Origin of the sequence: Pollutimonas subterranea (genome assembly GCF_002849655.1) — a bacterium.
Lineage (GTDB): Bacteria > Pseudomonadota > Gammaproteobacteria > Burkholderiales > Burkholderiaceae_B > Pollutimonas > Pollutimonas subterranea.
This window is the reverse complement of sequence record NZ_PDNW01000027.1, coordinates 13,215-38,206: the sequence shown is the minus strand read 5'-3', so window position 1 is coordinate 38,206 and position 24,992 is coordinate 13,215. Positions and strand designations below refer to the sequence as shown.

18 protein-coding genes and 2 pseudogenes are annotated in these 24,992 nt (G+C 57.2%); 11 read left to right on the top strand and 9 right to left on the bottom strand.

Annotated features, from left to right (window positions below):
* Nucleotides 1-176: 176 nt before the first annotated feature.
* The 4 genes from CR159_RS20000 to CR159_RS19985 all read right to left on the bottom strand — a co-directional run bounded on the left by CR159_RS20000 (nt 177) and on the right by CR159_RS19985 (nt 7,283).
* Nucleotides 177-3,332: an efflux RND transporter permease subunit gene (locus CR159_RS20000; protein WP_102075710.1), complete on the bottom strand. Its 3,156-nt coding sequence runs from the start codon at nt 3,330-3,332 to the stop codon at nt 177-179.
* Nucleotides 3,329-4,894, bottom strand: a complete 1,566-nt coding sequence (locus tag CR159_RS19995) for an efflux RND transporter periplasmic adaptor subunit (RefSeq protein WP_102075709.1) — start codon at nt 4,892-4,894, stop codon at nt 3,329-3,331. The genes CR159_RS20000 and CR159_RS19995 overlap by 4 nt, the downstream gene beginning before the upstream one ends.
* Nucleotides 4,891-6,168 (bottom strand): TolC family protein, encoded by a 1,278-nt coding sequence (locus CR159_RS19990; protein ID WP_233208424.1) that lies wholly within the window; start codon nt 6,166-6,168, stop codon nt 4,891-4,893. Before CR159_RS19990 ends, CR159_RS19995 begins: the two co-directional genes overlap by 4 nt.
* Nucleotides 6,169-6,899: 731 nt before the next feature.
* A complete protein-coding gene (locus tag CR159_RS19985; RefSeq protein ID WP_102075707.1) occupies nt 6,900-7,283 on the bottom strand; it encodes a DUF4148 domain-containing protein in 384 nt (127 codons plus the stop codon).
* A 293-nt stretch (nt 7,284-7,576) separates the two neighbouring features.
* Here CR159_RS19985 and CR159_RS19980 point away from each other — a divergent pair.
* A pseudogene (locus CR159_RS19980) lies at nt 7,577-7,729 on the top strand (IS5/IS1182 family transposase); the annotation flags it as partial.
* 68 nt (nt 7,730-7,797) lie between these two features.
* Nucleotides 7,798-8,148, top strand: a complete 351-nt coding sequence (locus tag CR159_RS19975) for an ATP-binding protein (protein WP_304528634.1) — start codon at nt 7,798-7,800, stop codon at nt 8,146-8,148.
* A 118-nt stretch (nt 8,149-8,266) separates the two neighbouring features.
* Here the strand turns inward: CR159_RS19975 and CR159_RS19970 are convergent, their stop codons facing one another.
* From CR159_RS19970 to CR159_RS21990, 3 genes and pseudogenes are all read right to left on the bottom strand, one after another.
* Complete coding sequence (locus tag CR159_RS19970; protein WP_102075706.1) at nt 8,267-8,536, bottom strand: DUF2933 domain-containing protein; 270 nt, start codon at nt 8,534-8,536, stop codon at nt 8,267-8,269.
* A 99-nt stretch (nt 8,537-8,635) separates the two neighbouring features.
* Nucleotides 8,636-8,947 (bottom strand): heavy-metal-associated domain-containing protein, encoded by a 312-nt coding sequence (locus tag CR159_RS19965; protein ID WP_102075705.1) that lies wholly within the window; start codon nt 8,945-8,947, stop codon nt 8,636-8,638.
* Between the two features lie 233 nt (nt 8,948-9,180).
* A pseudogene (locus CR159_RS21990) lies at nt 9,181-9,451 on the bottom strand (isoprenylcysteine carboxylmethyltransferase family protein); the annotation flags it as partial.
* Nucleotides 9,452-10,031: 580 nt separating this feature from the next.
* Here CR159_RS21990 and CR159_RS19960 point away from each other — a divergent pair.
* The 9 genes from CR159_RS19960 (at nt 10,032) to CR159_RS19910 (ending at nt 21,969) form a co-directional block, all read left to right on the top strand.
* Complete coding sequence (locus CR159_RS19960; RefSeq protein WP_102071065.1) at nt 10,032-10,334, top strand: DUF2933 domain-containing protein; 303 nt, start codon at nt 10,032-10,034, stop codon at nt 10,332-10,334.
* Between the two features lies 1 nt (nt 10,335).
* Nucleotides 10,336-10,998 (top strand): methyltransferase family protein, encoded by a 663-nt coding sequence (locus CR159_RS19955; protein ID WP_102071066.1) that lies wholly within the window; start codon nt 10,336-10,338, stop codon nt 10,996-10,998.
* Nucleotides 10,998-13,355, top strand: a complete 2,358-nt coding sequence (locus tag CR159_RS19950) for a heavy metal translocating P-type ATPase (protein ID WP_102071067.1) — start codon at nt 10,998-11,000, stop codon at nt 13,353-13,355. The genes CR159_RS19955 and CR159_RS19950 overlap by 1 nt, the downstream gene beginning before the upstream one ends.
* The gene (locus CR159_RS19945; protein WP_102071068.1) at nt 13,348-14,733 is read left to right on the top strand and encodes an MBL fold metallo-hydrolase RNA specificity domain-containing protein; all 1,386 of its coding nucleotides are present in this window, start codon (nt 13,348-13,350) and stop codon (nt 14,731-14,733) included. The genes CR159_RS19950 and CR159_RS19945 overlap by 8 nt, the downstream gene beginning before the upstream one ends.
* Complete coding sequence (locus tag CR159_RS19940) at nt 14,730-16,250, top strand: thymidine phosphorylase family protein (protein ID WP_102071069.1); 1,521 nt, start codon at nt 14,730-14,732, stop codon at nt 16,248-16,250. Before CR159_RS19945 ends, CR159_RS19940 begins: the two co-directional genes overlap by 4 nt.
* Nucleotides 16,247-17,161 (top strand): ribose-phosphate diphosphokinase, encoded by a 915-nt coding sequence (locus tag CR159_RS19935; RefSeq protein WP_102075704.1) that lies wholly within the window; start codon nt 16,247-16,249, stop codon nt 17,159-17,161. The genes CR159_RS19940 and CR159_RS19935 overlap by 4 nt, the downstream gene beginning before the upstream one ends.
* A complete protein-coding gene (locus CR159_RS19930; RefSeq protein ID WP_102075703.1) occupies nt 17,158-19,623 on the top strand; it encodes a phosphoketolase family protein in 2,466 nt (821 codons plus the stop codon). The genes CR159_RS19935 and CR159_RS19930 overlap by 4 nt, the downstream gene beginning before the upstream one ends.
* Nucleotides 19,568-20,791, top strand: coding sequence for an acetate kinase (locus CR159_RS19925; protein ID WP_369406271.1), 1,224 nt, complete (start codon nt 19,568-19,570; stop codon nt 20,789-20,791). The genes CR159_RS19930 and CR159_RS19925 overlap by 56 nt, the downstream gene beginning before the upstream one ends.
* A 761-nt stretch (nt 20,792-21,552) precedes the next feature.
* Nucleotides 21,553-21,969, top strand: a complete 417-nt coding sequence (locus tag CR159_RS19910) for a DUF411 domain-containing protein (protein ID WP_102075701.1) — start codon at nt 21,553-21,555, stop codon at nt 21,967-21,969.
* Nucleotides 21,970-22,196: 227 nt separating this feature from the next.
* Here CR159_RS19910 and CR159_RS19905 read toward each other — a convergent pair whose 3' ends face one another.
* Entirely contained in the window at nt 22,197-24,329 is a 2,133-nt protein-coding gene (locus tag CR159_RS19905) for a DUF3141 domain-containing protein (RefSeq protein ID WP_199173378.1), read from the bottom strand.
* A gap of 180 nt (nt 24,330-24,509) precedes the next feature.
* Entirely contained in the window at nt 24,510-24,992 is a 483-nt protein-coding gene (locus CR159_RS19900) for a hypothetical protein (RefSeq protein WP_102075699.1), read from the bottom strand.

Sequence of the window (24,992 nt, the reverse complement as noted above, 5' to 3'; positions counted from 1 at the left end):
TACTCACCACGGTGCTCTTGCACCATGCGCACAGCGCGCTCACGCACCTCGGGGGAAAACTTGTTCTGCTTCTTCATAGCTCCATTCTCTCAGATGTTGGAGCCTCTACAAATCCCGGGGCGCTTCAGTTAGCCAATTGAACTTGGGCGCAAGGGTGCCCAAGTTCAAGCACACAATCACCTATGAGGGTTATTCGGGTAGTTGATACGTCGGCATTGTCGACGCCGAATCAGCAGATAGATTGCCGGCACCACCAACATCGACAACAGCGGGGCCGTTATCATCCCTCCGACCATTGGTGCGGCGATGCGCTTCATCACTTCGGATCCAGTTCCCGTACCCATCATAATTGGTATCAAGCCGGCGATGATGACCGCAACGGTCATTGCCTTAGGCCGCACTCGCAAGACAGCGCCCTCACGAATCGCATCCAGTAGGTCAGCTTCGCTTGTTTGCCCCTTGGCCACACGATCATCCCACGCATGCTTTAAATAAAGCAGCATGATGACACCAAACTCCGCCGACACCCCGGCCAATGCGATAAAACCGACACCGCCGGCGACGGACAAGTTGTAGTCCAGTAGCCATAACAGCCATATCCCGCCGGCCAACGCAAAGGGTAGTGTCGCAATAATGAGAATAGCCTCATCGATCCGCTTAAATGTCAGATAGAGCAGTACAAATATAATTAATATTGTCGCGGGGACGACGACTTTCAGTTTCTCAGTGGCGCGCTCGAGATATTCGAACTGGCCCGACCAAGAAATAGAGTATCCGGGCGTCAACTTAACCTCTTTTGCAACCGCCGCTTGCATATCGCGTACGACAGCACTTAGCGCGCGCCCTCGGATATCGACATAAACCCATCCCGATAAACGGGCATTCTCGCTCTTTAGCATGGGCGGGCCGTCGACCACGGTGACGGCCGCGACGTCAGCTAAGCGAATCTGCGCGCCTCGGGCGGTGAGAATCGGCAAACCGCGTAAGTTTTCCACTGAATCGCGTATTTCCCGCGGATAACGTACGTTAATCGGAAACCGCCGCAAGCCATCCACCACCTCGCCTATATTGTCCCCCCCGATGGCCGCCGAGACGACGCTCTGCACCTCGGACAGGTTTAGGCCATAACGGGCCGCGGCATCCCGATCAATCGTTATATCGATGTAGCGCCCGCCGTTGAGCCGCTCAGCCAGGGCCGATGACACGCCGGGGACTTGTTTAACAACACGTTCGATTTCACCGGTGATACGGTCGATATCCTGCAGGCTAGCCCCTGCCACCTTCACCCCGACGGGACTCTTGATACCCGTTGCGAGCATATCGATCCGACTGCTGATTGGCGGCACCCATAGATTGGCAAGCCCCGGCACTTTTACAACGCGATCCAGTTCTTCAATGATTTTTTCGGTTGTCATGCCGTCTCGCCACTGATCTTTGGGTTTAAGCTGGATTGTGGTCTCGAACATTTCGATCGCGGCGGAATCGGTGGCCGACTCCGCCCGACCGGCCTTGCCAAAGACGCTGTGGACTTCCGGCACGCTCTTAATGAGACGATCGGTTTGTTGAAGTAGCTGCGAGGCCTTGCCCACAGACAAGCCGGGAAGGGCGGTGGGCATATACAACAAGTCGCCTTCATCCAATGAGGGCATGAATTCGGAGCCCAAGCGTGACATCGGCAATGCGGTAAAGAGCACGAGCACCAGGGCAATGACCACGGTAGTCTTAGGCCGATGCAGCACAACCTCAAGAATGGGTCGATAAAGTGCAATCAAGAATCGATTGATTGGATTTTTTTGTTCCTCGGGAATCCGCCCTCGGATCAGGTAGCCCATCAACACCGGGATGAGCGTGACCGCCAGTAGTGCGGCGCCCGCCATGGCATAGGTCTTGGTGAACGCAAGCGGCGCGAACATACGGCCTTCTTGGGCTTCCAGGGTGAAGACCGGGACGAAAGACAACACAATGATCAACAACGAGAAGAAAAGCGCGGGGCCGACCTCGGTGGCCGATTTTTCAATCACTTGCCAATGTGCCTCTCCGGTGAGCTTTTTATCCGGGTGGGCGAGCTTCCATGCCTCAAGGTGTTTATGCGCGTTTTCAATCATGACGACGGCGCCGTCGACCATGGCGCCGATCGCAATCGCGATTCCCCCCAGTGACATGATGTTGGCGTTGACGCCTTGGTAATACATCACGATAAACGCAATCAATATACCAATGGGCAAGGTAATGATCGCCACCAAGGATGACCGTAGATGGAATAGAAATAACGCGCAGACCAGCGCCACTAGGATAAATTCTTCAATCAGTTTTTCTTGCAGGTTTTTAACCGCTCTGTTGATCAGATTGGAGCGATCATAGGTGGGTACTATTTCAACGCCTTCCGGTAAGCTTGCTTTCAAGCCGTCCAGCTTTGCTTTCACCGCCTCAATGGTTTCAAGCGCGTTTTTTCCGGATCGCATAATAACCACGCCACCCGCCACCTCGCCCTCGCCATTAAGCTCAGCCACGCCGCGCCGCATTTCAGGGCCCATCTGGATACGCGCCACATCGCCCAATCGTACCGGCACGCCCGTCTCATTGGTTGTCAGGGGAACCTTGCGAAAGTCATCCAATGAAGTTAGATAGCCGGAGGAGCGCACCATATACTCGGCTTCACCCAATTCCAGTACGGACCCCCCCGTCTCCTGATTGGCATTGCGCACGGCCTCAATCACCTTATCGTGCGAAATGCCATAGGCGCGCAGCTTCTCTGGATCGAGCACGATCTGGTACTGCCTGACCATTCCGCCAATACTGGCGATTTCCGAAACGTTAGGAACTGTTTTCAGTTCAAACTTCAAAAACCAGTCTTGCAGGGCGCGCAACTGCGACAAGTCCATTTTGCCGGTTCTGTCGACCAGCGCATACTCGTATATCCAGCCGACCCCGGTCGCATCAGGGCCCAGGGCCGCTTTTGCCTGCGGTGGCAGCCGTGATTGCACTTGACTTAAATATTCCAACACGCGGGACCGTGCCCAGTATGGATCGGTGCCATCCTCAAACAGGATGTACACGAAGGAATCCCCAAAAAAGGAATAGCCGCGCACGGCCTTGGCACCCGGCACCGACAACATAGTCGTCGTCAATGGATAGGTCACTTGATTCTCAACAATCTGTGGTGCCTGTCCTGGGTAACTGGTGCGAACGATGACCTGAACATCGGACAGGTCGGGGATTGCGTCGAGTGGCATCCGCGTCAGCGACCATATCCCCCAAGCGACAACCATAAGCGTCGCGAGCAGCACCAGGAATCGATTGCCAATAGACCAACGAATTAGATTGGCAATCATTTGGCGACTCCATGTTGGTGAGCGTTGTTGTGTTCGCTCTCAGCTGGATTATTCGCCTTAGGTGAAAGTTTGGTGATTTGGAAGTTGCCATCGGCGGTCGCCTCAAGCTCAAAAGTGATCTCAGTCCCGATTGAGATACCCACAGGATTCGCTTGAGGGGAAAGCGCAAATCCCATCGTCATCGGCGGCCATTCCAGGGAGGGTATCGCCTCGTGCGAGACTGTGATGTTGTTTTGATTAATGTCCTTTACAGTCCCGGTGGCATGATGGACTGGCTCTGCCGCTTTTTCGCTGCTCGCGCCATCATCCATACGCGTAGCTGTGCCTTTAATGCTGGCCTCTGAATCGAGCAAAAACTGCCCGGAGGTCACCACTTTCTGCCCCGCCGTTAGCCCTTTACGAATTTCGGTTTGTTCATTGGCCTCGGCGCCAGTCTGGACTTCTACAGGAAAAAACTTGCCCTCGTCTTGCGCCACCATCACAATACTTCGAGTGCCTGTTTGAATAACTGCTTCGCTCGGTACAAGCAGTACATCGGACTGTGGCAGGGACGCAAGGCTTACTGATACGAACATTCCCGGTATAAGCTGTTGCGAAGGATTAGCTAGCTCAATCCGCGCCTTGAGCGTCCGGGTGGCGGAGCTGACGTCAGGCAAAATCGCGCTGACTTTGCCATGGAATACGGTTCCTGGCAGGGAACCCGTACTTGCTTCGACGGCGTTACCTACTTGTACCTGGCTAGCCAGGTTTTCCGGAATTTCCGCATTCACCCAAACCGTACTTATCCCGTTAATGCGAAATAATGGCGCGCCCATCGATACCGTCATCCCTTCGCGTATCGCCAGCTCCGTCACCACGCCGTCAATTGGGCTAGTTATGCTCATACGCGCTTGAACTTTGCCACTGGAAATGACGGAACGGATCTGCTCCTCGTTCATGCCAGCCAGTTGCATCCGTTGTCGTGCAGCATCGGCTAAGCCGCTGGAGCCCGGGCCGCGTAAACGTCTGGCTGTTAGGTAATCTTCTTGAGCCGCAATCCAATCGGGCACATATAGATCGACTAAGGGCCCGCCCTTGCGAACGGCATCAAGCGTAGCCCTGGCATGCAGTCGTTCAACAAAACCGTTGCTACGCGCTTGGATTTGTGCCACGTCACGCTCGTTATACGCGACATTGCCTACGACGGTTGTGGACTTCGACAGGCTGCCTTTGACCACCTGTGCCGTGCGTATTCCCAAGCTTTGCGTTACCCGCGAGCTAACCGTGACTGCACCTTCGTCCTCGCCACCCCCGGCGTACACTGGCACCAATTGCATATCCATAAATGGGGACTTGCCCGGTTTGTCAAACTTTTGGCCCGGCATCATCGGATCTTGCCAATATAAAATTTTTGGCTCTGCGCCCTCGGTATTCGTTTTTTTCTCGGCCGGCGACGTTGTATGGTCAGTCGCCGGTGCAGACATTTGCATTCCCTGGCTTATACCGACTTGATACATGCCTATGCCACTGGCGCCCACTAGCCCTAGCGCAGTAATGGCGACAACAAGTTTGTAATTTTTCATTGTGAGTCCTTGTTAGTCAGGCTGGTTGCTTTCATATCAGCGTTATTGGCCGGAAGAATAAAATTTAGCTGTGCCCAGAGGCGATCAATATCGGCCGCCAGCTGCAAAGCTTGGATGCGCACGTCGATCACATTGCGATGGGCAGCCAGCACATCGGCAAGGTTGGCTTTGTCACCGCGATAGGCCGACCGAAGTGCAACCACACGGTCTATAGCCAATGGAATGAGTTCGCGCTCGTAGCGCCGATATCGTTCGCGAACATTGCTCCACTCAATGATTCTTGAGCGGGTTTCAGCAATAAGCGCCCGCAACCGTTCTTGACGTTCGGCCTGGGTGCGTCCGACGAGCGCCAGCTTTGCGGAAAGCTCCCGATTTTGAAGGTTTTTTTGATTCCATTGCAAAGGAATTGAAAGGCCAATTGAAACCATATTGGCGTAGGCCGGGCCTGTTTGGCTATATGCCAGCTCCACGCTCCAGTCTGCGGATTTATTGGCTTTGGCGAGCCGTGCCTCGCTCTCAGCGATCTCTTTTTGCTTAGTCAATACGACAATTTCTGGATGTTGCTCCAGTTGATTATCGAGCGCCTTCATATCCAACCGGATACTGTCCGTGGCCGGTTTTTCCGCCAAAGTACCGGCTGCAGCGTCACCCACCCAGCGTGTTAACGCCGTTTGCGCATTGTCGATACGGCGCTGCGCTTCGCTGGCACGGTCATCAAGCAGGGCAAGCGTGCTTTGTGCTGAAAGGATGTCTGCCTGACTACCGCGCCCAGCACGATAGGCTCCTTTGGCTGCCAGAATTTCCAGCTTCAATTGATTTCTTTGTTCTGCTATGACCTTAGCCATTGCTTCGCTGTAGTAACGATCAAGCCAGGCTGATGCCGTATCGCGCTTGATATCAACGGTCGTCACCGTCTTTTGGACTAGTTCCTTTTGAGCTTCCAATGAGAAGCGCTGCGCACGCAGCTCACGCTTCTCGGTCGCCGTCATTTCCTGCATCACGCTAACGCGGCGCATGGTGTCGGATGACCTGGTGATACTGAATTGATTGGCCCCGTTGATAGGTAGGTTTTCAATACCAACCTTGAGAACGGGGTCCGGTAATTGACCTGCGGCAATTGCTTGGTCGTGTGACGCCGAGACCGAAAAGTCCTGTGCAGCCAACTGGCGTGAACGTTCAATCGCGAGGGACAAAGCCTGCGCAAGCGTGAGCGTTGACGCGGCTGAGGCGGGTGCCGGGATCAGTGCGGCAGCGCAGGCTAGCAATACAGCCAAGCTGATTTGATGAGACGAGTGTGAGACGAAAGTACTGCGTCTAAACCAACGGGTTAAAGAAGACACCATAAAACCTCCACATAAGGACAGACATATGCTTGTGCGAGAAGCACAAGCGATGACGTGCAAGAGTTATGAGGAGGTCAAATACGGAAGCAACAATGTCGGATAGCGAGAGCCTGTGCTGTCGTTCGCTGCAAAGATACGGCTTGGAAAGACGCAGTGGCCTGACGCGGCGTCGGGCTAAATCCACTGACAAGCATAGTCGTCACGACGACGAATGGTTTGACCTGGGGCGCTTGATGCCTATCAAGCGATTGATAGGCGGTTTGTGTGTGAGCCGCGCACGTCGTAGGCGCGCTTATATCGGCATGATCGCAAGCTGACGCTAGTTTGGCACTAGCGTCTTGGGGTATGGCGATCGCGTCTACACTGCGCATCCGGGCGTGCTCAATACACGTGCCTCCAGCCAACGCCAGTTGCATAAACACAGTGCTAACGAGGGCAAAGAGCAATGCCGTAAGCTGAGAACCGCGGAGTACGATCATCGAGGTGCGTGACGTTTAATTAAATGAGAAGCTGCTTGAAGTGGATTACGGCCGGTGTTGAAGTTGGCCGACCCGCAAAGCTTATCGGCCCGACAACGATCCAAAAAGACCGGTGCGGAATTAGGCTCCAGTGTAAAAATTCTGGATATACGCCTTGTCTTCCTGAGTCATGTCGCGAAGTTCTTACTGAACGGCAGCACGGGTTTTGGCGGGTTCAGCCGTCGGTTCTGACCACGTTCCGGTAGCTTGACCTTGATGTGTGTCCCAATGGGAGCTTTGCTTAGCCTCTTGTAAATCTTGCTGAACGACAACACGGGTTTTGGCGGGTTCAGCCGTCGGTTCTGACCAACTTCCGGTAGCTTCACCTTGGTGCATGCTCCAATGTGAACTTTGCTTAGCCTCTTGTAATTCTTGGAGTACTTGAGCGCGCGTTTTATTATTTGTCGAGTCGTATGCTTCATACCCGCCTTGTTCGGTGCCGTCCGGGATCCAGGCAGCAAATCCCGTGGTGGGGATAGTTAGAGCCGCGGCAAGTAGGGTCATAATAGTTTTGGTGCGTAAATTCATCTTGAGTACCTCTTAAAGTTTATAGTCCGACATGCGGCAATGCCGCTGTATCGCGGTGCCGGTTTAATTACCAACATGACTACTTTAACGAGGGTTACCGAACAATCGCGTGACGCCGTTATTACATATTCGTCATCCGCATTAAGGACGCTGCTAGGTTCATTTCAGCTCTGTAATGTTTGATTTAATAGCGCGCAATGGCGACCTAAGGAAACTCTGAACAAGTCCCCGCTGTTGAGGAATTGATGTAATGTTATGCCCAGTATTGACCACCTGCTTTGAGATCATTGTCCATGAGCCAACTGAGTTTTTCTGACGCCGAGTTCGCCGGCAAACGCAAACAAACCCGCCGTGAAGTGTTCCTTGCCGAGATGGATACAGTGATTACGTGGGCCAGACTCACCGCGTTGATCGAACCGGTGTATCCAAAGGCTGGCAACGGGCGTGGGCCGAAGAACGCTCCGTTTCATTGATGCGCGAAGGTCCAGTCGTACGTATTCAAGGCGATAGATTGATGATGCGCCGCGCGCTGAGTAATCTTTTATCCAATGCCATACGCTATACCCCTGCGGGTCGAGCGGTCACAGTTTCACTAGCAGCGAACAGCAACGATATGGTGATTATTTGTGTGAAAAACCCGGGACTAGTGATTAATTCCGAACATCTTCCCAGATTGTTTGACCGATTTTACCGCGCGGATCCTTCACGCCAACGTAAGGGCGACGGAGCCGGTTTAGGCCTAGCCATTGTCAAATCGATTATTGACACACATGGCGGCACCATTACTGCAAAAAATGAGGATGGGCAAATAGTTTTTGAGATCAAACTTCCTCGGGATCGAGATCGCGCGACTTACAACAGTTAACTATTAAGTAAGTAGATCGACTGGCGGTTCTGAAAGGTAACTACGCACTGGGCGCTTTAGCGGCGACGTTATCGCCGCCTCCTCGGGCGGATAGTCACCGTTGCCAGCAGCAGCGATCTTATTTACCTTCGGTTGTTTCGTCACGCTGCGTCAAATCTGGTTCGCTCGAATTGCCATGTTGGTGTCCGCCGTGCCCATGCATCAGATGTATCAGCGGACAGGCTGCAAGGAGTAAATAAGGCCACCAACCGGCGATATGCCCCCAATGCTCCCGCAGTAGGTAAAAACCCGTCACTAGGACGAGGGAAATCCAAGCCTTGGCCCCCGGACGCGCCCAAAACGAGGTAGATGGCCGCAGGTGCTCGGGGTCGGACGGATGATGGTTCATGTGTAGGATCTCCAATTGGGATGGCTGAGTCTAGTCTTTCTAGGATACGGGAGGCCATCAGCGTGTTCGGCGAAATATCGACCAGCTACTTCGCCAGGCTCAGTGCCCGCAGCAGCATCCCCCGCGGTTTGCTCGAGGGTCGCTGCTAGAGCCCCCAGGGGCGGCTCCTTGAGTGCCTTCCACACTGACTGCGCTGCCGGTCAGCGGCTCAGAAGGGTAGCCCGCCGCCGCGAGAGCCTGTAGCAAGGCAGGTTGTACCGCAGCGATGTCGTCCACTTGGGCGCGCGCCATGCCCCGCGCAAGGTCCACCTCGGCGTTACGCACCCCCGGTATGCTGAGAAGTGTCCGGGTCACTCGGGCGACGCAGGCGCCGCAAGTCATTCCTGCTACCTTAAATTCGATTTGTTCCATACGTTACTCCTTAGGTGTCAATTCGATCCGAAGGGTAGGGTGAGCCGGTAGGTCGCCTCGGTTTCCTCTACCCGGCAGTCCCACATTGCGTTCTGCCAATAACAAGATAAACCTTCCCATCGTGACAAGGTCAAGCAATATCGCTACCGATTCTATCCCGGTTCCGGATAGCGATCGATTTCGGCGCGCTCCAAGCCGGACAGCAGATAGAAACCATATTCCAGGAAAAACTAGCTAGTCGTGTGCAACTCACCGAAGTGCAGATCTACTTTCGACTCGAACAGCGTCGACCACGAGTGGCCAACCGTCGTGCGACAGTGGCTCGTCGGTTGGGAAGCGCTTCTGAAGCCATCCTGAGAACAGGTAAAGCGTCAGTGGGAAGCCATACATTTCCACGAACAAAGCTACAACGAATGCCGTAGACGCCTTGAATGTTCGCCAGTCTCGCCCGGTGGTCGGTTTGAAAAAACCGAAAGCGGAGGTCGCAGAGTAGAGAATCACCAGTGACTATAGCCCGTAGGCCGATTCAGCACGGTTAAAACGAGGACAAACGGGCTTCACCAAGCCGTGAATAAGCGCTTTGATGCTTGAGCTGTTCGTGGAAGTCCACCCCAAACGAGTGGTTCTGTTTGCTGTGATTACAAAAATGTAATTGTGGAGTCATCGGATTGAAAGGGGCGCTTAGATATATTGAAACCGTTGTTCAGTGCAATTCAGTCCATACCGCGCCGGGCTTGCCGGATTTCAACTTCGAACTAATTAGGAGATGTGCGCATGAAACGACTAACCGAGTGGGTCGTTTCAACGTCGGGCATCTCGAGAAAGATTAAGAAAAGCGGTACGTACTTGAGCCGCCGTTACTTCGGATCGCACGAGGGAGCGGGGAAGTATGACCCACATGGCTCAAGCCGGTTTCGACCGTGCGAACCCAGTGTGCGCGCACGAACCGCCAGTCTAGGCGATGAAGACCCGAGGCGCATCCGGGCTAAACGCAATGAAATTGCTACAAATGTAAGCCTTACGTCGATATCGACTCCTTCCAAAACTGCTCGCCATCCCGGCGCCATTCGCAGAGGGCACTTCCATGTCTATCAACCACACCTCGCCTAAGCGCCGGCGCTGGACTCTCTGGGTCTTCCTAGCGCTGGCAGCGTTTTACCTAATTGCGGAGCACCGTGCTCATCTCGCGGGATCGCTGCGCTGGTTGCCGTTGGGCCTTCTACTGCTGTGTCCCTTAATGCATAAGTTCATGCACGGCGGTCATGGTGACCACGGTCGTGATGATGACGAGAACAAAGCGGATCGCCCGCCCGATGGCGGACATGCCAGTATGCGCGATAGCGCTTCATCGAAGGACAGCTCCGATACATCTTCAGGAAGGCACTGACATGCATGAATCTCAAGGCGAATATGGCCTATGGCTCCTTGCCGCCATTAACGCAGCATTCTTTATCTTCTTCGCTTGGAGCTTTTATAAGCCGTTGACCCGATGGGATTGGCGGGGGTTTGGGATGTTCTCGGCGTTTGTCGTGGCGTTGTTTGCTGAGATGTACGGGTTTCCGCTCACGCTTTACCTGCTGTCCGGCTGGCTGAGCGCGACCTATCCACAAGTAGACTGGCTCAGCCATGACGCAGGGCACTTGCTTGAAATGTGGTTCGGATGGCGCGCCAACCCGCATTTTGGGCCGTTTCATTTGGCGAGTTTCGTGCTGATGGGCGGTGGGTTCTGGCTGCTGGCGTCTGCCTGGCCGATCTTGTACCAGGCACAGCGCGAGGGTCGGGTCGCGCGGGAGGGCATCTACGCACGCATCCGCCATCCGCAATACGTGGCATTTGCCCTAGTGCTGACTGGATTCTTACTACAGTGGCCGACGTTGATCACGATTATCTTCTACCCCGTGCTGCTGTGGGCCTATGCGCGGTTGGCTCGGCGTGAGGAGCGCGACAGTTTGGCTCGTTTTGGCGACGATTACGCCCGCTACATGCGCGAGGTGCCCGCATTCCTGCCTCGACGCCGGCGAGCTCATGATTCACACGAAGGGGAACTTTGATGCCTGTCCATAAAACAGCTGCGAGGACGCGCACTTGGCCTATTGGCGGCATGGTGAGCGCCGGATGCGCGCGCACCCTAGAGAAAGTAATCGCGGCCGTACCAGGCGTCACCGCAGTATCCGCCAACTACGCCAATGCGAGCCTGCAAGTGTCCTTCGATCCTACTAGTCTCTCGACCGGGGCGGTCGCCGCCGCGATCAGGAAATGCGGATTCGATTGTGAGGCGGTGGGGCAAGATGCCGAGCCGACGCCAGAAGTTGGGCGTAAGCAGCCGCACAGCGCGCATGCGGAGGCCCATGACGCGCACGCCGGCATGCACCATGGAAACGATTTGCATGCCGCAGCCCGCGATATGCGCCGCCGCTTTCTGGTCGCGCTCGCCTTTGCGATCCCGGTATTCCTATGGTCGCCGATGGGCATGACGGAACCGCCGCCCGTTCCTTTCGGTCTGCGAGAGAATGTCTGGCTATTCCTGCTGGCGACCGGCGCGGTGCTGTATCCCGGGTGGCCATTCTTCGCCGCCGCGGTTCGCTCGCTGCGGCGCGGCGTTCTCGATATGGCGGTGCTGGTGCTACTGAGCGTCGGCACCGGCTACGGGTTTAGTATAGCTTCAACGTTTCTCTTCGACGGTCCCAACTTTTTCGAGGCGTCCGCCGTCCTGCTCACTTTTGTCCTGCTAGGTCACTGGCTCGAGATGCGGGCCCGCGCCGGTGCTTCGGATGCGATGAAGGCCCTGCTGAAGCTCTCACCGCCGCGCGCCGTCGTGCGACGCAGCGGTCAAGAGATTGAGATGGCGACCGCGGAGGTGTTGATCGGTGACCTAGTGGTCGTGCGCCCGGGTGCAAAAGTCCCTGTTGACGGGGTTGTGACGGAAGGCAGCTCCCAGGTCGATGAGTCGATGCTGACCGGAGAATCCATGCCTGTGCGCAAGGATCCAGGCGCACTCGTGGTCGCTGGGTCGATCAACAAGAGTGGCGCGTTTACCTACAGCGCCACCAAAATCGGCAGTGACACCGCGCTCGCACAGATCATCAAACTTGTGCAGGACGCACAGAATTCCAAGGCGCCCGCCCAGTTGCTCGCCGACCGCGCCTCGCAATGGCTCGTGCTTGCAGCCATCGTGATCGGCTTGGGGACGTTCGCCGTGTGGTTCTGGTGGTTGGGCCAGCCGTTGCTCTTTGCTCTCACGCTCACGATTACGGTTTTTGTAATTGCTTGTCCGGACGCTCTTGGATTGGCGACACCCATGGCGATTATGATTGGGACGGGGTTAGGTGCCCGCCACGGCATCCTTTTTAAGCATGCGGAATCCATCGAAAAGAGCGCCCGGCTGGACGTCGTGATTTTCGACAAGACCGGCACTTTGACCGTGGGCGCGCCGGAAGTCGTCGAGATGGCCATCGCGGCGGATTGGACGCAGGAACGGCTGCTTGCGGTCGCCGCTGCTGTGGAAGCGCACTCCGAGCATCCCCTGGCACAGGCCATCCTCAAGCGTGCCGGTCCGATATCAGAACGTGCTGTGGCCTTCACCAACATCGATGGGCAAGGCGCCATGGGCATGGTCGACGAGGTGCAGGTGTTGCTTGGCAACCGCCTGCTCATGGTGGAACATGGTATCGACCTTCGCGTCTTGGAAGTCGACGCGCAGCGTCTAACCGGCGCAGGTCGCACGGTAATCTTTACCGCTGTCGGTGGTCAGCTCGTAGGCCTTATTGCAATTGCTGACGCGATCCGTGAGACCTCGCGCGCGGCAATCGATGAGCTGCACCGGCGCAGCATAAAGGTCGCCATGATCACTGGCGACAACCGGCCGACCGCCGAGCGCGTGGCTCGAGATCTCGGGATCGATATCGTGCTGGCTGATGTGTTGCCTGGGGGCAAGGCCGACGAAGTCAAAAAGCTGCAAGCGCAGGGTCTCAAGGTCGGCATGGTCGGCGACGGCATCAACGACGCCCCGGCACTTACGCAGGCCGACGTCGGCTTTGCAATCGGCGCCGGTACGGACGTGGCTATCGACAGCGCGGACATCGTCCTGATGCGCAGCGATCCGCACGACGTTGTCCGAGCGATTACCGTAGCCCGAGCGACGCTGCGTAAGATGCACCAGAACCTGGCCTGGGCGGTCGGCTACAACGTGTTCGCCTTTCCGTTGGCAGCCGGCGTGCTGTACCCCTTTACGCTGTCACCCGAGGTTGCTGCTCTTTCGATGTCGGGTAGTTCAGTCATCGTGGCTCTCAACGCGCTGCTGCTACGGCGGGTCCGGCTGGCTCCGCGTAGTGCCGCCGCAACATCCTCTTCCTCGCCTCTCAACGCTGCGGGCTCGCCGCTCGCCCCTGATCGGAGCACTCATGAATAACAATATTGGACCTACTCTCCAGTTTTTAGGCGCTGCGGGCACTGTGACTGGTTCCCGGTATCTTGTGGAAGCCAACGGGCGCCGCGTGCTCGTGGACTGCGGTCTGTTCCAAGGCTACAAGCAGTTGCGTGATCGCAACTGGACACCGTTTCCCGTCGACCCCACATCAATCGACGCCGTAGTACTTACCCATGCTCACTTGGACCATTCGGGATACGTGCCTGCACTGGTCAAACGAGGTTTTCGTGGCCGTATCCACTGCACCAATGCGACTGTAGCCCTGTGCGGTCTCTTGCTCCCGGACAGCGGGCACTTGCTCGAAGAGGAGGCGCAATACGCGGCACGCAAAGGCTTTTCCAAGCACAAGGAGCCCGTCGCGCTCTATACCGAGCGTGACGCTAGGCAGAGCTTGCGCCAGTTGCAGGGACACGCCTACGAGCTCGATATCGAGGTCGCACCCGGCATCCAGGCCCGATTCCACCCAGCCGGCCACATTCTGGGCGCCGCCCATATCAGCCTGGATGTGCAAGGCCAGCGTCTGCACTTCAGCGGGGACCTGGGGCGGCAACACGAATCGCTCATGAATCCCCCCTCATCGCTTCCCGGCTGTGACGTGTTGGTCTGCGAATCCACTTATGGCAATCGATCACATGTAAACGTGGACCAGGAAGCGGAGCTTGGGCCTATCGTGCGTCGAGTGGCTGCTCGCGGCGGGGTGATTGTCATACCTGCGTTTGCTGTAGGTCGCGCGCAGGCGCTGATGCTGCACTTGGCGCGGCTGCAGCAGCGGGGCGAGATCCCATCGTTGCCGGTCTACCTTGACAGCCCAATGGCAGTGAATGCGACCCGACACTACCACGCGCATCATGACGAACACCACGTATCCAACGAGGACTGCCAGCGCATGTACGAGCTGGCGACTTTCGTCAACAGCGTCGACGAATCGAAAGCGCTTGACCGACGCCGTGTGCCGATGATTATTATCTCGGCCAGCGGCATGGCCACCGGTGGTCGCGTGCTGCACCATATCGAGGCCTTCGGATCTGATTACCGAAACGCGATCCTGCTGTCGGGTTATCAGGCAGGCGGCACGCGAGGCGCCGCACTTGCCGCGGGCGTCCGCACACTGCGTATGTTCGGTCGCGACGTTCCTATTCGCGCCGAAGTGGTGCAGCTGCAGGGATTTTCTGGCCATGCCGACGCCACCGAACTGCTGGACTGGATGCGGACTGCGCCTTCGGCACCGCACATGGTGTACGTCACCCATGGCGAACCGGATGCTGCCGACACGCTGCGGATCAGCATTCAGCGAGAACTAGGCTGGCAAGCGCGTGTGCCGGAACACCTGGAACGCGTGGAGCTGGAGGCAGCGCGATGACTGTATCTGCGTCAAGCCATACATCCTTGCGAGTTACCCGTGCCGGTATTGATACCTATCAACAGCCGATCGCGTATATGCACCGCGATTGCGAAGTGTGCCGCTCTGAAGGCTTTGTTGCCATGACCCGAGTTCGGATACAGGTGGGCGACCGGTTCTTGACCGCAACATTAAATGTGGTGGTGAACGAGCAGATTGCCCTTGATGAAGTGGCATTGTCTGAGGCTGCTTGGAACATCCTAGAGCCGGACGTCGACGCGCGGGCAACCGTTCGACACCCTGCGCCTGCCGCTTCGGCTGGAGCGTTGCGTGCCAAGGTCTTCGGGGCGCGTCTGGACGATGCACAATACCTCACGCTGGTAGAGGATGTGGTAGAAAGTCGTCTCTCTGATCTAGAGTTGGCGGCCTTCGTCTCAGCTAGTGCCGGTGAACGCCTCGACCATGGAGAAACCACCGGGCTAACCCGCGCAATGATCTCCGTCGGGCAGCGATTAGACTGGGGGGAGGGCACTGTGTTGGACAAGCACTGCGTCGGTGGGCTGCCCGGCAATCGCACGACACCGATTGTGGTGGCTATTATTGCAGCGCTGGGCTATCTCATCCCTAAAACGTCCTCTCGGGCGATCACCTCCCCGGCGGGTACGGCCGATACGATGGAAGTCATGGCGCCGGTCTCGCTGGACATACCGGCGATGCGCCGCGTGGTCGAGCGCGAGGGAGGTTGCATCGTCTGGGGCGGGAACGTTCGCCTAAGTCCTGCGGACGATGTTCTCATTCGTATTCAACGGCCGCTGGATTTCGACAGTGACGGGCAATTGGTCGCCAGTGTGCTGTCCAAGAAGGTCGCCGCCGGATCCACGCATGTGCTGATCGACATGCCGGTCGGGCCCACCGCCAAGGTCCGCAGCGACAGTTCAGCGGACAGCCTAGCTGCACGCCTGCGCCACACGGCTGAGGCGGTCGGCCTGCAGTTGGGCATCTATCGCTCCGATGGTACACAGCCGGTGGGTGTGGGAATCGGGCCAGCTCTTGAGGCACGGGATGTTCTCAAAGTCCTAAACAATGACGCCGACGCGCCGGCCGACCTCAAAGAGCGAGCGATTGCCTTGGCGGGTGCCTTACTCGAGTTGGCCCCTGGAAGCGCCTCAGGCACCGGGATCCAACGTGCGCGCGCGGTATTGCACTCCCGGCAAGCGCTGGCAAAGTTCCTTGCCATCTGCGAGGCTCAAGGTGGATTTCGAGAGCCTCCACAGGCGGCATTAACCGCCGATGTCGCCGCCCCCTTGGAGGGGCGCATTACAGCGATCGACAATCGACGCCTTGCACGTATTGCGAAGCTGGCCGGGGCGCCGACTTCGCCCGCCGCCGGTTTGGAAACGGCGTTGCGGGTCGGCAATACGGTGCAGCACGGCCAGCCCCTTTTTACCGTGCACGCGCAATCGCGCGGTGAGCTTGCCTATGCTCTGGAGTACGCTAGGATCAATCAGCCATTCTCAATTTCTACGGAGGGCGCATGACCCGAGTTTTGATGCCTTTTCCCGCTGACGCTACCTTGGCTGCTACCATCGCTACACATCTCCAAGCGCGCGTGGCGCCAATAGCTTGGCGGCACTTTCCCGACGGTGAGTCGCTCGTCACGTTAGACGATGACCTTGAAGGGGCGGATGTGGCGATTTTGGCCACGCTGCGCAACCCAGATCCACTGGCTTTGCCGTTGCTGTTTGCGGCCCACACTGCCCGTGAGTTTGGCGCACGCTCGGTCGGATTGATTGCGCCGTACCTGGCCTATATGCGCCAGGACACCCGCTTTCACGGCGGCGAAGCGGTCAGTGTGCCGCTCTTTGCTCGATTTCTGGAAGAGGCCTTTGATTGGTTGGTGACCGTGGATCCTCACCTGCACCGGATCCGGCAACTGCAGTCGTTGTATCGTATTCCCGTCGCTCACGTTTCGGCGACGCCAGCCGTGTCGCGCTGGATCGCTCAGGCGATCCCCGAGGCTATACTGATTGGTCCTGATAGTGAAAGTGAGCAATGGGTATCACGCATTGCCCAAGAGGCGCAGTTGCCCTATCAAGTGCTAAACAAGGAGCGGCATGGTGATTACGACGTTCGCGTCAGCCTGCCGGATCCTTCAGCAGTAGCAGGGCGCATCCCCGTACTGGTTGACGATATCGTCTCATCGGGTCACACGATTCTGGAGACGGTGACGCACTTACAGCGCCTTGCGTTACGCGAAGCGGTGCTAGTCACTATCCATCCCGTCTTTGCCGGCAACGCCTATGAACGTCTGCAGGACGCCGGACTTAAACACATTGCCAGCACCGACACTATCGCCCATCCATCCAACGCGATCTCGGTTGGATCCGACCTTGCGGCGGCCGCCTCGGCGCTAATGACTTCTTCATCGGTTCCCTGGGAGGATACATGAACCAGCATCTCACCTGTTGTACCTCCGATCAACTGGCAGCCTCCGAACGCCAGCGCATCGTAGAACTGGCAGCTGCTCATAGACGGGCCGACCCCGAGTTTGCGCACTGGGCTGCCGGCTATGGCGTAATTCGCCACGATCCGCTTACTCAGATACGGGTGCGCCAGATGGTGGACGAGCTTGTCGCCCGTAGCCGCACGCCGGATGCAGCCACTGCCTGGCGGCAGCTCGCCGCGGCCGACCGTCTTACGAGCGCCGGCATGTGGCTGGTCGCGCACATGACGTACGGTCGCTGCGTGCGTACCGACGGCGCGACGCTCGACGCGGCCGAATTCAAACCCACGCCAGAAGGTCATACCGGCGGCTCACTCAACATGGTGCCCGCGTACACGGGGTACCTCCTGATGGACGCGCTGGACGGGGTGACCCGCGCCTGGATGATGGGACAAGGGCACTGCGTTGCCGCGATCGATGCACTCAACGTGCTGGTCGGCAACATGACTGAAGCCCATGCGGCACGCTACGACCGTTCCGACGCGGGCTTGAGTCGCTTCGTCAGCGACTTCTACGCCTACACGCTTAACCCCGATGGGACGCCCGCCTCGCCGCTCGGTTCGCATGTCAATGCGCACACTGCGGGGGGTGTGATGGAAGGTGGCTATCTCGGTTTCGCCGAGCTGCAATACGTGCATGCACCACTCAAAGGCGAGCGTCTGGTCGCGTTTCTTAGCGATGGGGCCTTTGAAGAGCAACGGGGAAGTGACTGGGCGCCGCGCTGGTGGCGCGCTGAGGACAGCGGCTTAGTCAGTCCAATCATGATCCTCAATGGACGGCGCATAGAACAACGCACTCAGATCGTTCAACAAGGCGGCGAGCGCTGGCTCAACCATTACCTACGCTTGAATGGCTTTGATCCGGTTGCCCTTGATGGCCGCGATCCGGCCAGTATCGCGTGGGGCATCCATATCATGGAAGCACGGCTGCAAGCTCAGGGTGATTTGTCCCGAGGTGAGGTGCGCCTACCCTATGGCATCGCCGAAACCATCAAGGGCTACGGATTTCCAGGGGCAGGGACCAACTCCGCGCACAATCTGCCGCTGGCCGGCAATCCGGCGCACGATGCCGGGGCGCGCGCGCTATTCAACGAAGGCGCCGCTGCACTGTTCGTTTCAGCACCGGAATTGGACCGAGCGATCTCGGCACTAAACAATCACCACACCCATCAGCGGTCACGTGAGCGGGATCACGCGCTCGCGGATCGGCAGGTGGAGCGGCCCCGTGTGCCGGTGATAGCAGATCGCGCAGTTGGGGGAACGAGTTCGCCGATGGCTGCTCTGGACGAGCTGTTTGTGGCGATCACTCAAGCGAATCCCGATTTACGCGTGCGAGTCGGCAATCCCGATGAGTTGCGCAGCAATAAGCTTGACCGCACGCTGGATGTGCTAAAGCATCGGGTGCAGATTCCTGAGCCCAGCGTCGCAGAATCATCGACTGGCGCGGTCATCACCGCGCTCAATGAGGAGGCCGTCGTATGCGCGGCGCTCGGTAACAAGGGCGGCTTGAACTTGGTAGTTACCTACGAGGCCTTTGCGCCGAAGATGCTCGGCGCGGTCCGCCAAGAGCTGATCTTTGCGCGACAGCAAGCGCATGCCGGGCGCCCACCCGGGTGGCTGGGTGTCCCGCTAGTGCTCACATCTCACACCTGGGAGAACGCCAAGAACGAACAATCGCATCAAGACCCGACCATGGTAGAGGCGATGCTGGGTGAGTCGGCTGATGTTGCTCGGGTGGTATTCGCGCCAGACGCCAACGGTGCTGCCGCTGCCTTGGCCCGCGCCTATATGCAGCGTGGCACTATCACTGCACTCGTTGTGCCCAAGCGTCCAGTACCTCATATCCTGACACCGGACCAAGCGCAAGAGCTTGCGGCGATCGGTGCCGTATGCCTAACGGGCGATCCTGCGACGGCGGCCATCTTGCTGGTCGCCACAGGCGCTTATCAGCTGCAGGAAGTGCTCCGCGCGCACGCCCGCTTGACCGAACGGGGTTTGACAGCAGCTGTCGTCTATTTAGCCGAGCCGGCCCGGTTCCGCGCGCCCAGGGATTCTGACGAGGCGCGATACACGCACGCCGAGACTCAGGTGCGAACCCTCTTTCCAACAAAAAGGCCGCGAGTGTTCCTGACCCATACTCGTCCGGAGCCGTTCTTGGGAGCCTTACGGCGGCTGGACACTGGCCCAGCCACCACTGTGGCGCTGGGCTTTATCAACCGTGGCGGAACGCTGGACGTGCCGGGGCTCCTCTTTGCGAACCGAAGCACCTGGGCGCACGTCGTGGAGGCGGTCGCGCGTGTGTTGGGCATGGAACGAGGGAGTGTACTGACTGAAGACGAGCTTGCGGCCGTTAGTGGCACGGGCGAGCCTGCAACACTCCTGCCACCCATACCAGTGTCAGCGCTTTGAGCGCGTGCTTTCGCGGGGCCTGTGTGCCCATAGCACTCACACTGACCGATCAATCGAGGGTTCTGTGACTGGCCTTAATTTACTCGCTTTGAATGTGGGCTCGACCACGGTGAAAGGCGCGACGTATGCGCTTGAATACTCTGACTTAAACGCACAGCCACGACTACTTGAGTGCTCCCGTGCTGAAATCCAAGCTGGTGCCGAGCCACAGGAACTTCTAACATTGCTCCTCGATGCGTTGCCCGAGCCAGCTCAACGCCCAGACGTGGTGGTGCACCGAATCGTACATGGAGGTAACCTATGTGGCGGCCATGAACTGGACGGAGCTATCTTGGCCGAGCTCGAGGCGTTGGCGCCACTGGCGCCGTTGCACCAGCCCGCAGCGCTTACCGTTGCTCGTGCCGCGGGCCAGCGCTGGCCGCAGTCTCGGCATGGCGTGGCGTTTGATACAAGCTTCCACGCTTCACTTGCCCCGTGGAGCCGACGTCTGCCGATTCCCAGAGATTGGGACGCGCTCGGTGTGCGCCGCTACGGCTTCCACGGTCTTGCCTTCGCTTCCGCCTTACGGGAAGTGGCCGCGCAAGACGCTACTGTTCTGCGCGGTCCGGCTGTATTCGCACACCTGGGTGGCGGGTGCAGCGTCTGTGCCGTAGAGGACGGCGTAAGTCGTGACACCACGATGTCCCTCACGCCTTTGGGCGGTGTGCCAGGTCCAACGCGCTCGGGAGATCTCGATCCCGGCGTCTTACTGTATATGCTCCGCCAGAATGGAGGGGATGTAAACGCAACAGAGTTGCGGCTGTTCCACGCTGGAGGCTTGGCGGGGATTGCAGGACACGGGGACATGCGCGTGCTACTTGCCGACTCCGAACCGTCAGCACAGCTTGCTGTGGAGTTGTTCACAGTACGCATCGCGCAGTCGATTGCCGCCATGGCGACTGGGATTAACGGAGTCAACCATCTCGTGTTCTCCGGCGGCATAGGCCATCGCGCGGCGCTTGTGCGGGCACGGATTGTCGCGCGTCTAGAGTGGTTGGGTCTCGCCCTGGATACTGACCTGAACAATGCCGGGGCGACCCGCATCGACGCTCGTACAGGGCCGGGCATATGGAACGTAGCCGTTGACGAGGAACGCGAACTGGCCGAATCGGCGCTAGTCTGGCTCTAGAAAGCCGTACGTCAGTTGTTGCCTGCATAGGAATCCAGTGGCCCGCTAAAATTGGAAGAATCGCAGATTACGAACAGGTAGAGAGTGAATTCAAGCAGAAAGCCGTTTTATGGCCGGTTTGAGTTTTCGGTTCTGTTATGCTTTTTCCCTTTTTTAATGGCAGTGTGGAACGGCTGTCTACCTAAATGTTAGCGCCGATGTAATACTGACCCCCTTTCTAGCGCGCCGCTGCCAACTGGTACACCTGGCGGCCCCGCTAAAGTGACACGCACAATAGAACTCACGATGGACGACACAATGCGATTTACGCCGAGCGAAATCCACGTTAGTGCCGGCGAGACCGTGCGCTTCTTTATCAAGGATAAGGGGAAAATCCCTCACGAAATGGTGATCGGATCGATTGCCAATTTGAAGGCCCTTGCTGCAGAAATGCAAAAAATACCAGGGATGCAGCATGCGGAACCGAATATGATCACCTTGGCACCATCCCGATGTAATGCTGGTGGATATGGTCAAGAACGGTCTGGTACCAGGGCGGACGGCGCCTCCGGGCTATGTGAGCGACATGCCGGCGTACTGCGACGTCCTTAGCGACCAAGAGATCAATGCGGTACTCGCTTATATCAAAAGCAGCTGGCCGCCAAAAGTTCTCGCGGCGCAAAAGGAAGTTACTTTGCAACGAGAGAACTGATGCAATTGAGTGCACCTTTATTTGTATTGTTAGACGTCTAGGTCTTACGTTTTCCTTGGAGCAAGTTTTTATGAAATTATGGTTAGCAGCGGCTGCCTTAGCTACCGCATCATCCTTTGCACATGCTGCCGGTACGGCCATCACCGTATACCAGGATCCCAATTGTGGCTGCTGCACAGGCTGGGTCGAGCACATGCGCAAGTCAGGCTTTGACGTTACGGCGATTAAGACTACCGACATGGCTTCGGTGAAACAAAAACTCGGGGTGCCGTCGCAGCTTGGTTCATGTCACACGGGTGTGATCAAGGCCACCGGCCAAGTTATCGAGGGGCATGTGCCGGCTAACGCCGTCAAAAAATTGATCACCGACGCGTCAGTAAAGGGGGTGTCGGCGCCTGGCATGCCTTTAAACGCGCCTGGCATGGGCCAGCTTGACGGCAATCTGATTACTGTGGACTTCACGGGTAAGGCGTTTTCTCGAGATTAGGCACCGCGCAGTAATGGGTAGAGCGCGAAGTGAGCTGCATCATTGCGCCCGAGCGCGCACGCTATAAGCAAGGGTATCGCTTTCGTCGCAACTGAGCACTCGTCGGTTCCAGGCGTTAGAACGGCGCTGCATTACGCGCACCGTTAGAACGATTGGTACAGTTTTAGAGGATGCGGTTGTTTTGCCTTTTGACATACACACGTTCGGTACATAGGTCTTCGCCGACTTTAGGACAGTACAGCCTCCTGACTTGTCGCTGCAACATTGAAGACATCTAGCATGTGCGTCAAGCTCGATTCTTCAATCGTCGATAGCGGCCCAAGGCTGCGTAGACGCTCCAATGTTCGCGCGACTTCGCGAATTCGTGCCGGTTCCTCGCGCGCAAGTAATTGGGGCAACGCGGCGATTGCCGCGTCGGCATCAATACGGATGATGTTGGCTTGTCGACGTACGATGTCTCGGAAAGAGTCCATGTTAAAGCCAAGATTGCAGTCGGGTTGATGCAGCTCAAGCGTCAGATTGGCACGTCGTTCGTCGATTGAACTGCAGAAGCGGTGAATATAGAATACGGCTCGAATACCTGCCTCGACGGCGCCGCCTTCAGCTGCCGCATTGCGAAGCCCAGCGATTTCTTGCGCCACAAAGGCCCGGTGTTCGGGCGAAACACTGGGTCGCCTGCGCGAGGATTCATCATCGGCCGCTTCTCCGGTGAGTGCTTGTACCCAAGGTGAGCTGTATGTCCATTCAAAAACCTTTTCGTAGGCGTCGTCGCGAACGTCTTGCCAGAGGTTCAACGTCTTTACGATAGCGTCCGACCACGCTCCCTGGATTTGCAGAAAAGGATTGTCGCCGGCAATGGGTGTGCGTTGCTCGCGGACTTTTTTCGCCGTATTAGCTATGACCGGTGCTAATGGATTGCGATCAGACCACCATTCGTAAGAAAGCCGCAACGGATGCACGGTCTGTACCCAGTACGCCGTCTGTGGCGTCACTGCCTGGCGCACCCAGGGCTGTACAAACTGACGGTACAAACCGAGGTTGATCTTCGATACTTGCGCCACGGCGGCGAAACGCCGGTCACTCTCAGGGTCTGGCTGAACGATTTCACGCACGCTGGCGATGCCTTCACGTTGGACTGACAGTTCATAGCTTTCGGTAGAAAGCACTGCATCTTTTTGTGGATTTTCTGCAATCGTTGCCCGGTAAATGCCGGCGGGCAGGACGTCAATCAAGTCGATGTTGGTGGCGAACTTATGATGCTCTTTGCGGCTAACCGCCCCGGAGACGAAGATGCCCAGGTGGCCGACGCTTTCGTGAGTGGCGTAAATAATGGTTTGATCGTGCGTCAGCACATCCTTGTCATCGTCGTACAGGTCAGTGATCCAGCCTAGCGCCTGCGGTGGCGGTGTAATGTTGTCGCCATAGGAGCAGAACACCACGATTGGCGAGCGAATGTTGCGCAGGTCGATACGCACGCCGTCCGAGGTGAGCAGTTCGGTCGTGGCAAGGCGGTTGCCAACGAACAGATTGTCAACGATGTACTGCATCTCAACATCATTGAGGTAGACGTATCCACCCCAATATTTTTCAAAGCCCAAGTAACGTGGGGCCTCGTCGTCGATGTTGGTGTATACGTGATGTTGTTTGCTCCATAGCGTATTGGCTGGATTCAGGTTTTCGAAGTTTTGCACCAACCAGGCGCCATCAAAGCGTCCAGCGCCAAGGTCGCTGGTCATTGCAGTGAGCCAACTGCCACCAAGCAGGCCTGCGGCATAGCGCATGGGGTTACGCCCGCGCCAGCCAGCCCAATACGACAGCGGTGCGCCGGCGACAATGATTGGGCCGAACAATTCGGGACGCATCGCTGCGGTCATCAGGATCTGCCACCCCGCTTGGCAATTGCCGATGACGGCCGGTTTGCCCTCGCGGCATGGGTGCAGCGCAATCACCTTTTCCAGAAAGGCGGCTTCGGCGTGCATCACGTCCTCGATTGTCTGCCCCGGTACCGGGTCGGGCAAGAAGCCAATGAAATAGCATGGATGGCCGGCGCCGATCACTACACCGATCTCACTGTCGACTTTGAAGCCGCCAATACCGGGGCCGTGGCCGGCGCGTGGATCGATCACCACGAACGGTCGCTTCATGTGGTCCGTAGGCTTATCGTAAGGCGGTATGATCCGTACCAGCCAATAATTCACGGGACGAGGCAAGTCCCGGCCGAACATAACCACTTCAGAAGGGAAGTCCAGGACATGCGGAACCTCTTCCGTGAGGTGGGCCTGGTACTGGTTGCCGCGCTGGCGCATCACGTCTGCATAGAGGATGCTTCGTTGCCAAGCATCGACTGCATACTCCCTCATCGCGTCGACCGACGGCAGTCCAGCAGCTGAAAAAAGCCCCAGAGTATTTCCTGGTGGGCCAGCTGTACTGTCTTTTTCTGATGCATCAGGGCGGACTATTTCCTGCGGTTTATACGATTTTTTGGTGGTCATGTCGGTTTACCCATTGGTTGTCAGTTCATGGTCCTTAAGAAGACTAGGTTACTGGGGTGGAGTAGTAGGCGCAGGCATGCGATCCATCATCATTTGCATCATCGACTGCATCATGTCCATGCGCTTTAGCATCATCGTGTGGTGTGCCGCTGATGATTTCGTGGAAGTCTTTTCGGCTGTTTGGGGAGACATACCGTCCTTCATTCCCATACCTTGCATTCCCGCAGAAGCCATTCCCATCATTTTCATGCCTTCCTGCATTAGCTTATGGTGCTCGGACATCAGTGCTTGCCGTTCATCGGGGCTCGCCTTCTGAAGCTTTTCATGAAATGCATGCATCGTCTGCATGTGCGTATCCATTTGCTTTTCTAACAGAGCCGGATCCACATCTGTTTGGCCTGATGCTGACGTCCCGCCCGTCGCGGCCAACTCAGGATGGTGGACGTTGTGCTCGTCTGCGGTCTGAGCCAGGGCTAAAGCGCTAGCCGAACTTAAAATAATAGAAGAAACAACTAAACGAACTATTCTCAT

Bases quoted from the DNA above. Each gene is read 5' to 3' on its own strand.
- CR159_RS19960 (WP_102071065.1), top strand. From the start codon at position 10,032: ATGTCTATCAACCACACCTCGCCTAAGCGCCGGCGCTGGACTCTCTGG.
- CR159_RS19965 (WP_102075705.1), bottom strand. From the start codon at position 8,947: ATGGAACAAATCGAATTTAAGGTAGCAGGAATGACTTGCGGCGCCTGC.
- CR159_RS20000 (WP_102075710.1), bottom strand. From the start codon at position 3,332: ATGATTGCCAATCTAATTCGTTGGTCTATTGGCAATCGATTCCTGGTG.
- CR159_RS19945 (WP_102071068.1), top strand. From the start codon at position 13,348: ATGAATAACAATATTGGACCTACTCTCCAGTTTTTAGGCGCTGCGGGC.
- CR159_RS19985 (WP_102075707.1), bottom strand. From the start codon at position 7,283: ATGAATTTACGCACCAAAACTATTATGACCCTACTTGCCGCGGCTCTA.
- CR159_RS19900 (WP_102075699.1), bottom strand. From the start codon at position 24,992: ATGAGAATAGTTCGTTTAGTTGTTTCTTCTATTATTTTAAGTTCGGCT.
- CR159_RS19975 (WP_304528634.1), top strand. From the start codon at position 7,798: ATGATGCGCCGCGCGCTGAGTAATCTTTTATCCAATGCCATACGCTAT.
- CR159_RS19910 (WP_102075701.1), top strand. From the start codon at position 21,553: ATGAAATTATGGTTAGCAGCGGCTGCCTTAGCTACCGCATCATCCTTT.
- CR159_RS19955 (WP_102071066.1), top strand. From the start codon at position 10,336: ATGCATGAATCTCAAGGCGAATATGGCCTATGGCTCCTTGCCGCCATT.
- CR159_RS19930 (WP_102075703.1), top strand. From the start codon at position 17,158: ATGAACCAGCATCTCACCTGTTGTACCTCCGATCAACTGGCAGCCTCC.
- CR159_RS19995 (WP_102075709.1), bottom strand. From the start codon at position 4,894: ATGAAAAATTACAAACTTGTTGTCGCCATTACTGCGCTAGGGCTAGTG.
- CR159_RS19940 (WP_102071069.1), top strand. From the start codon at position 14,730: ATGACTGTATCTGCGTCAAGCCATACATCCTTGCGAGTTACCCGTGCC.
- CR159_RS19935 (WP_102075704.1), top strand. From the start codon at position 16,247: ATGACCCGAGTTTTGATGCCTTTTCCCGCTGACGCTACCTTGGCTGCT.
- CR159_RS19970 (WP_102075706.1), bottom strand. From the start codon at position 8,536: ATGAACCATCATCCGTCCGACCCCGAGCACCTGCGGCCATCTACCTCG.
- CR159_RS19950 (WP_102071067.1), top strand. From the start codon at position 10,998: ATGCCTGTCCATAAAACAGCTGCGAGGACGCGCACTTGGCCTATTGGC.
- CR159_RS19905 (WP_199173378.1), bottom strand. From the start codon at position 24,329: ATGAGGGAGTATGCAGTCGATGCTTGGCAACGAAGCATCCTCTATGCA.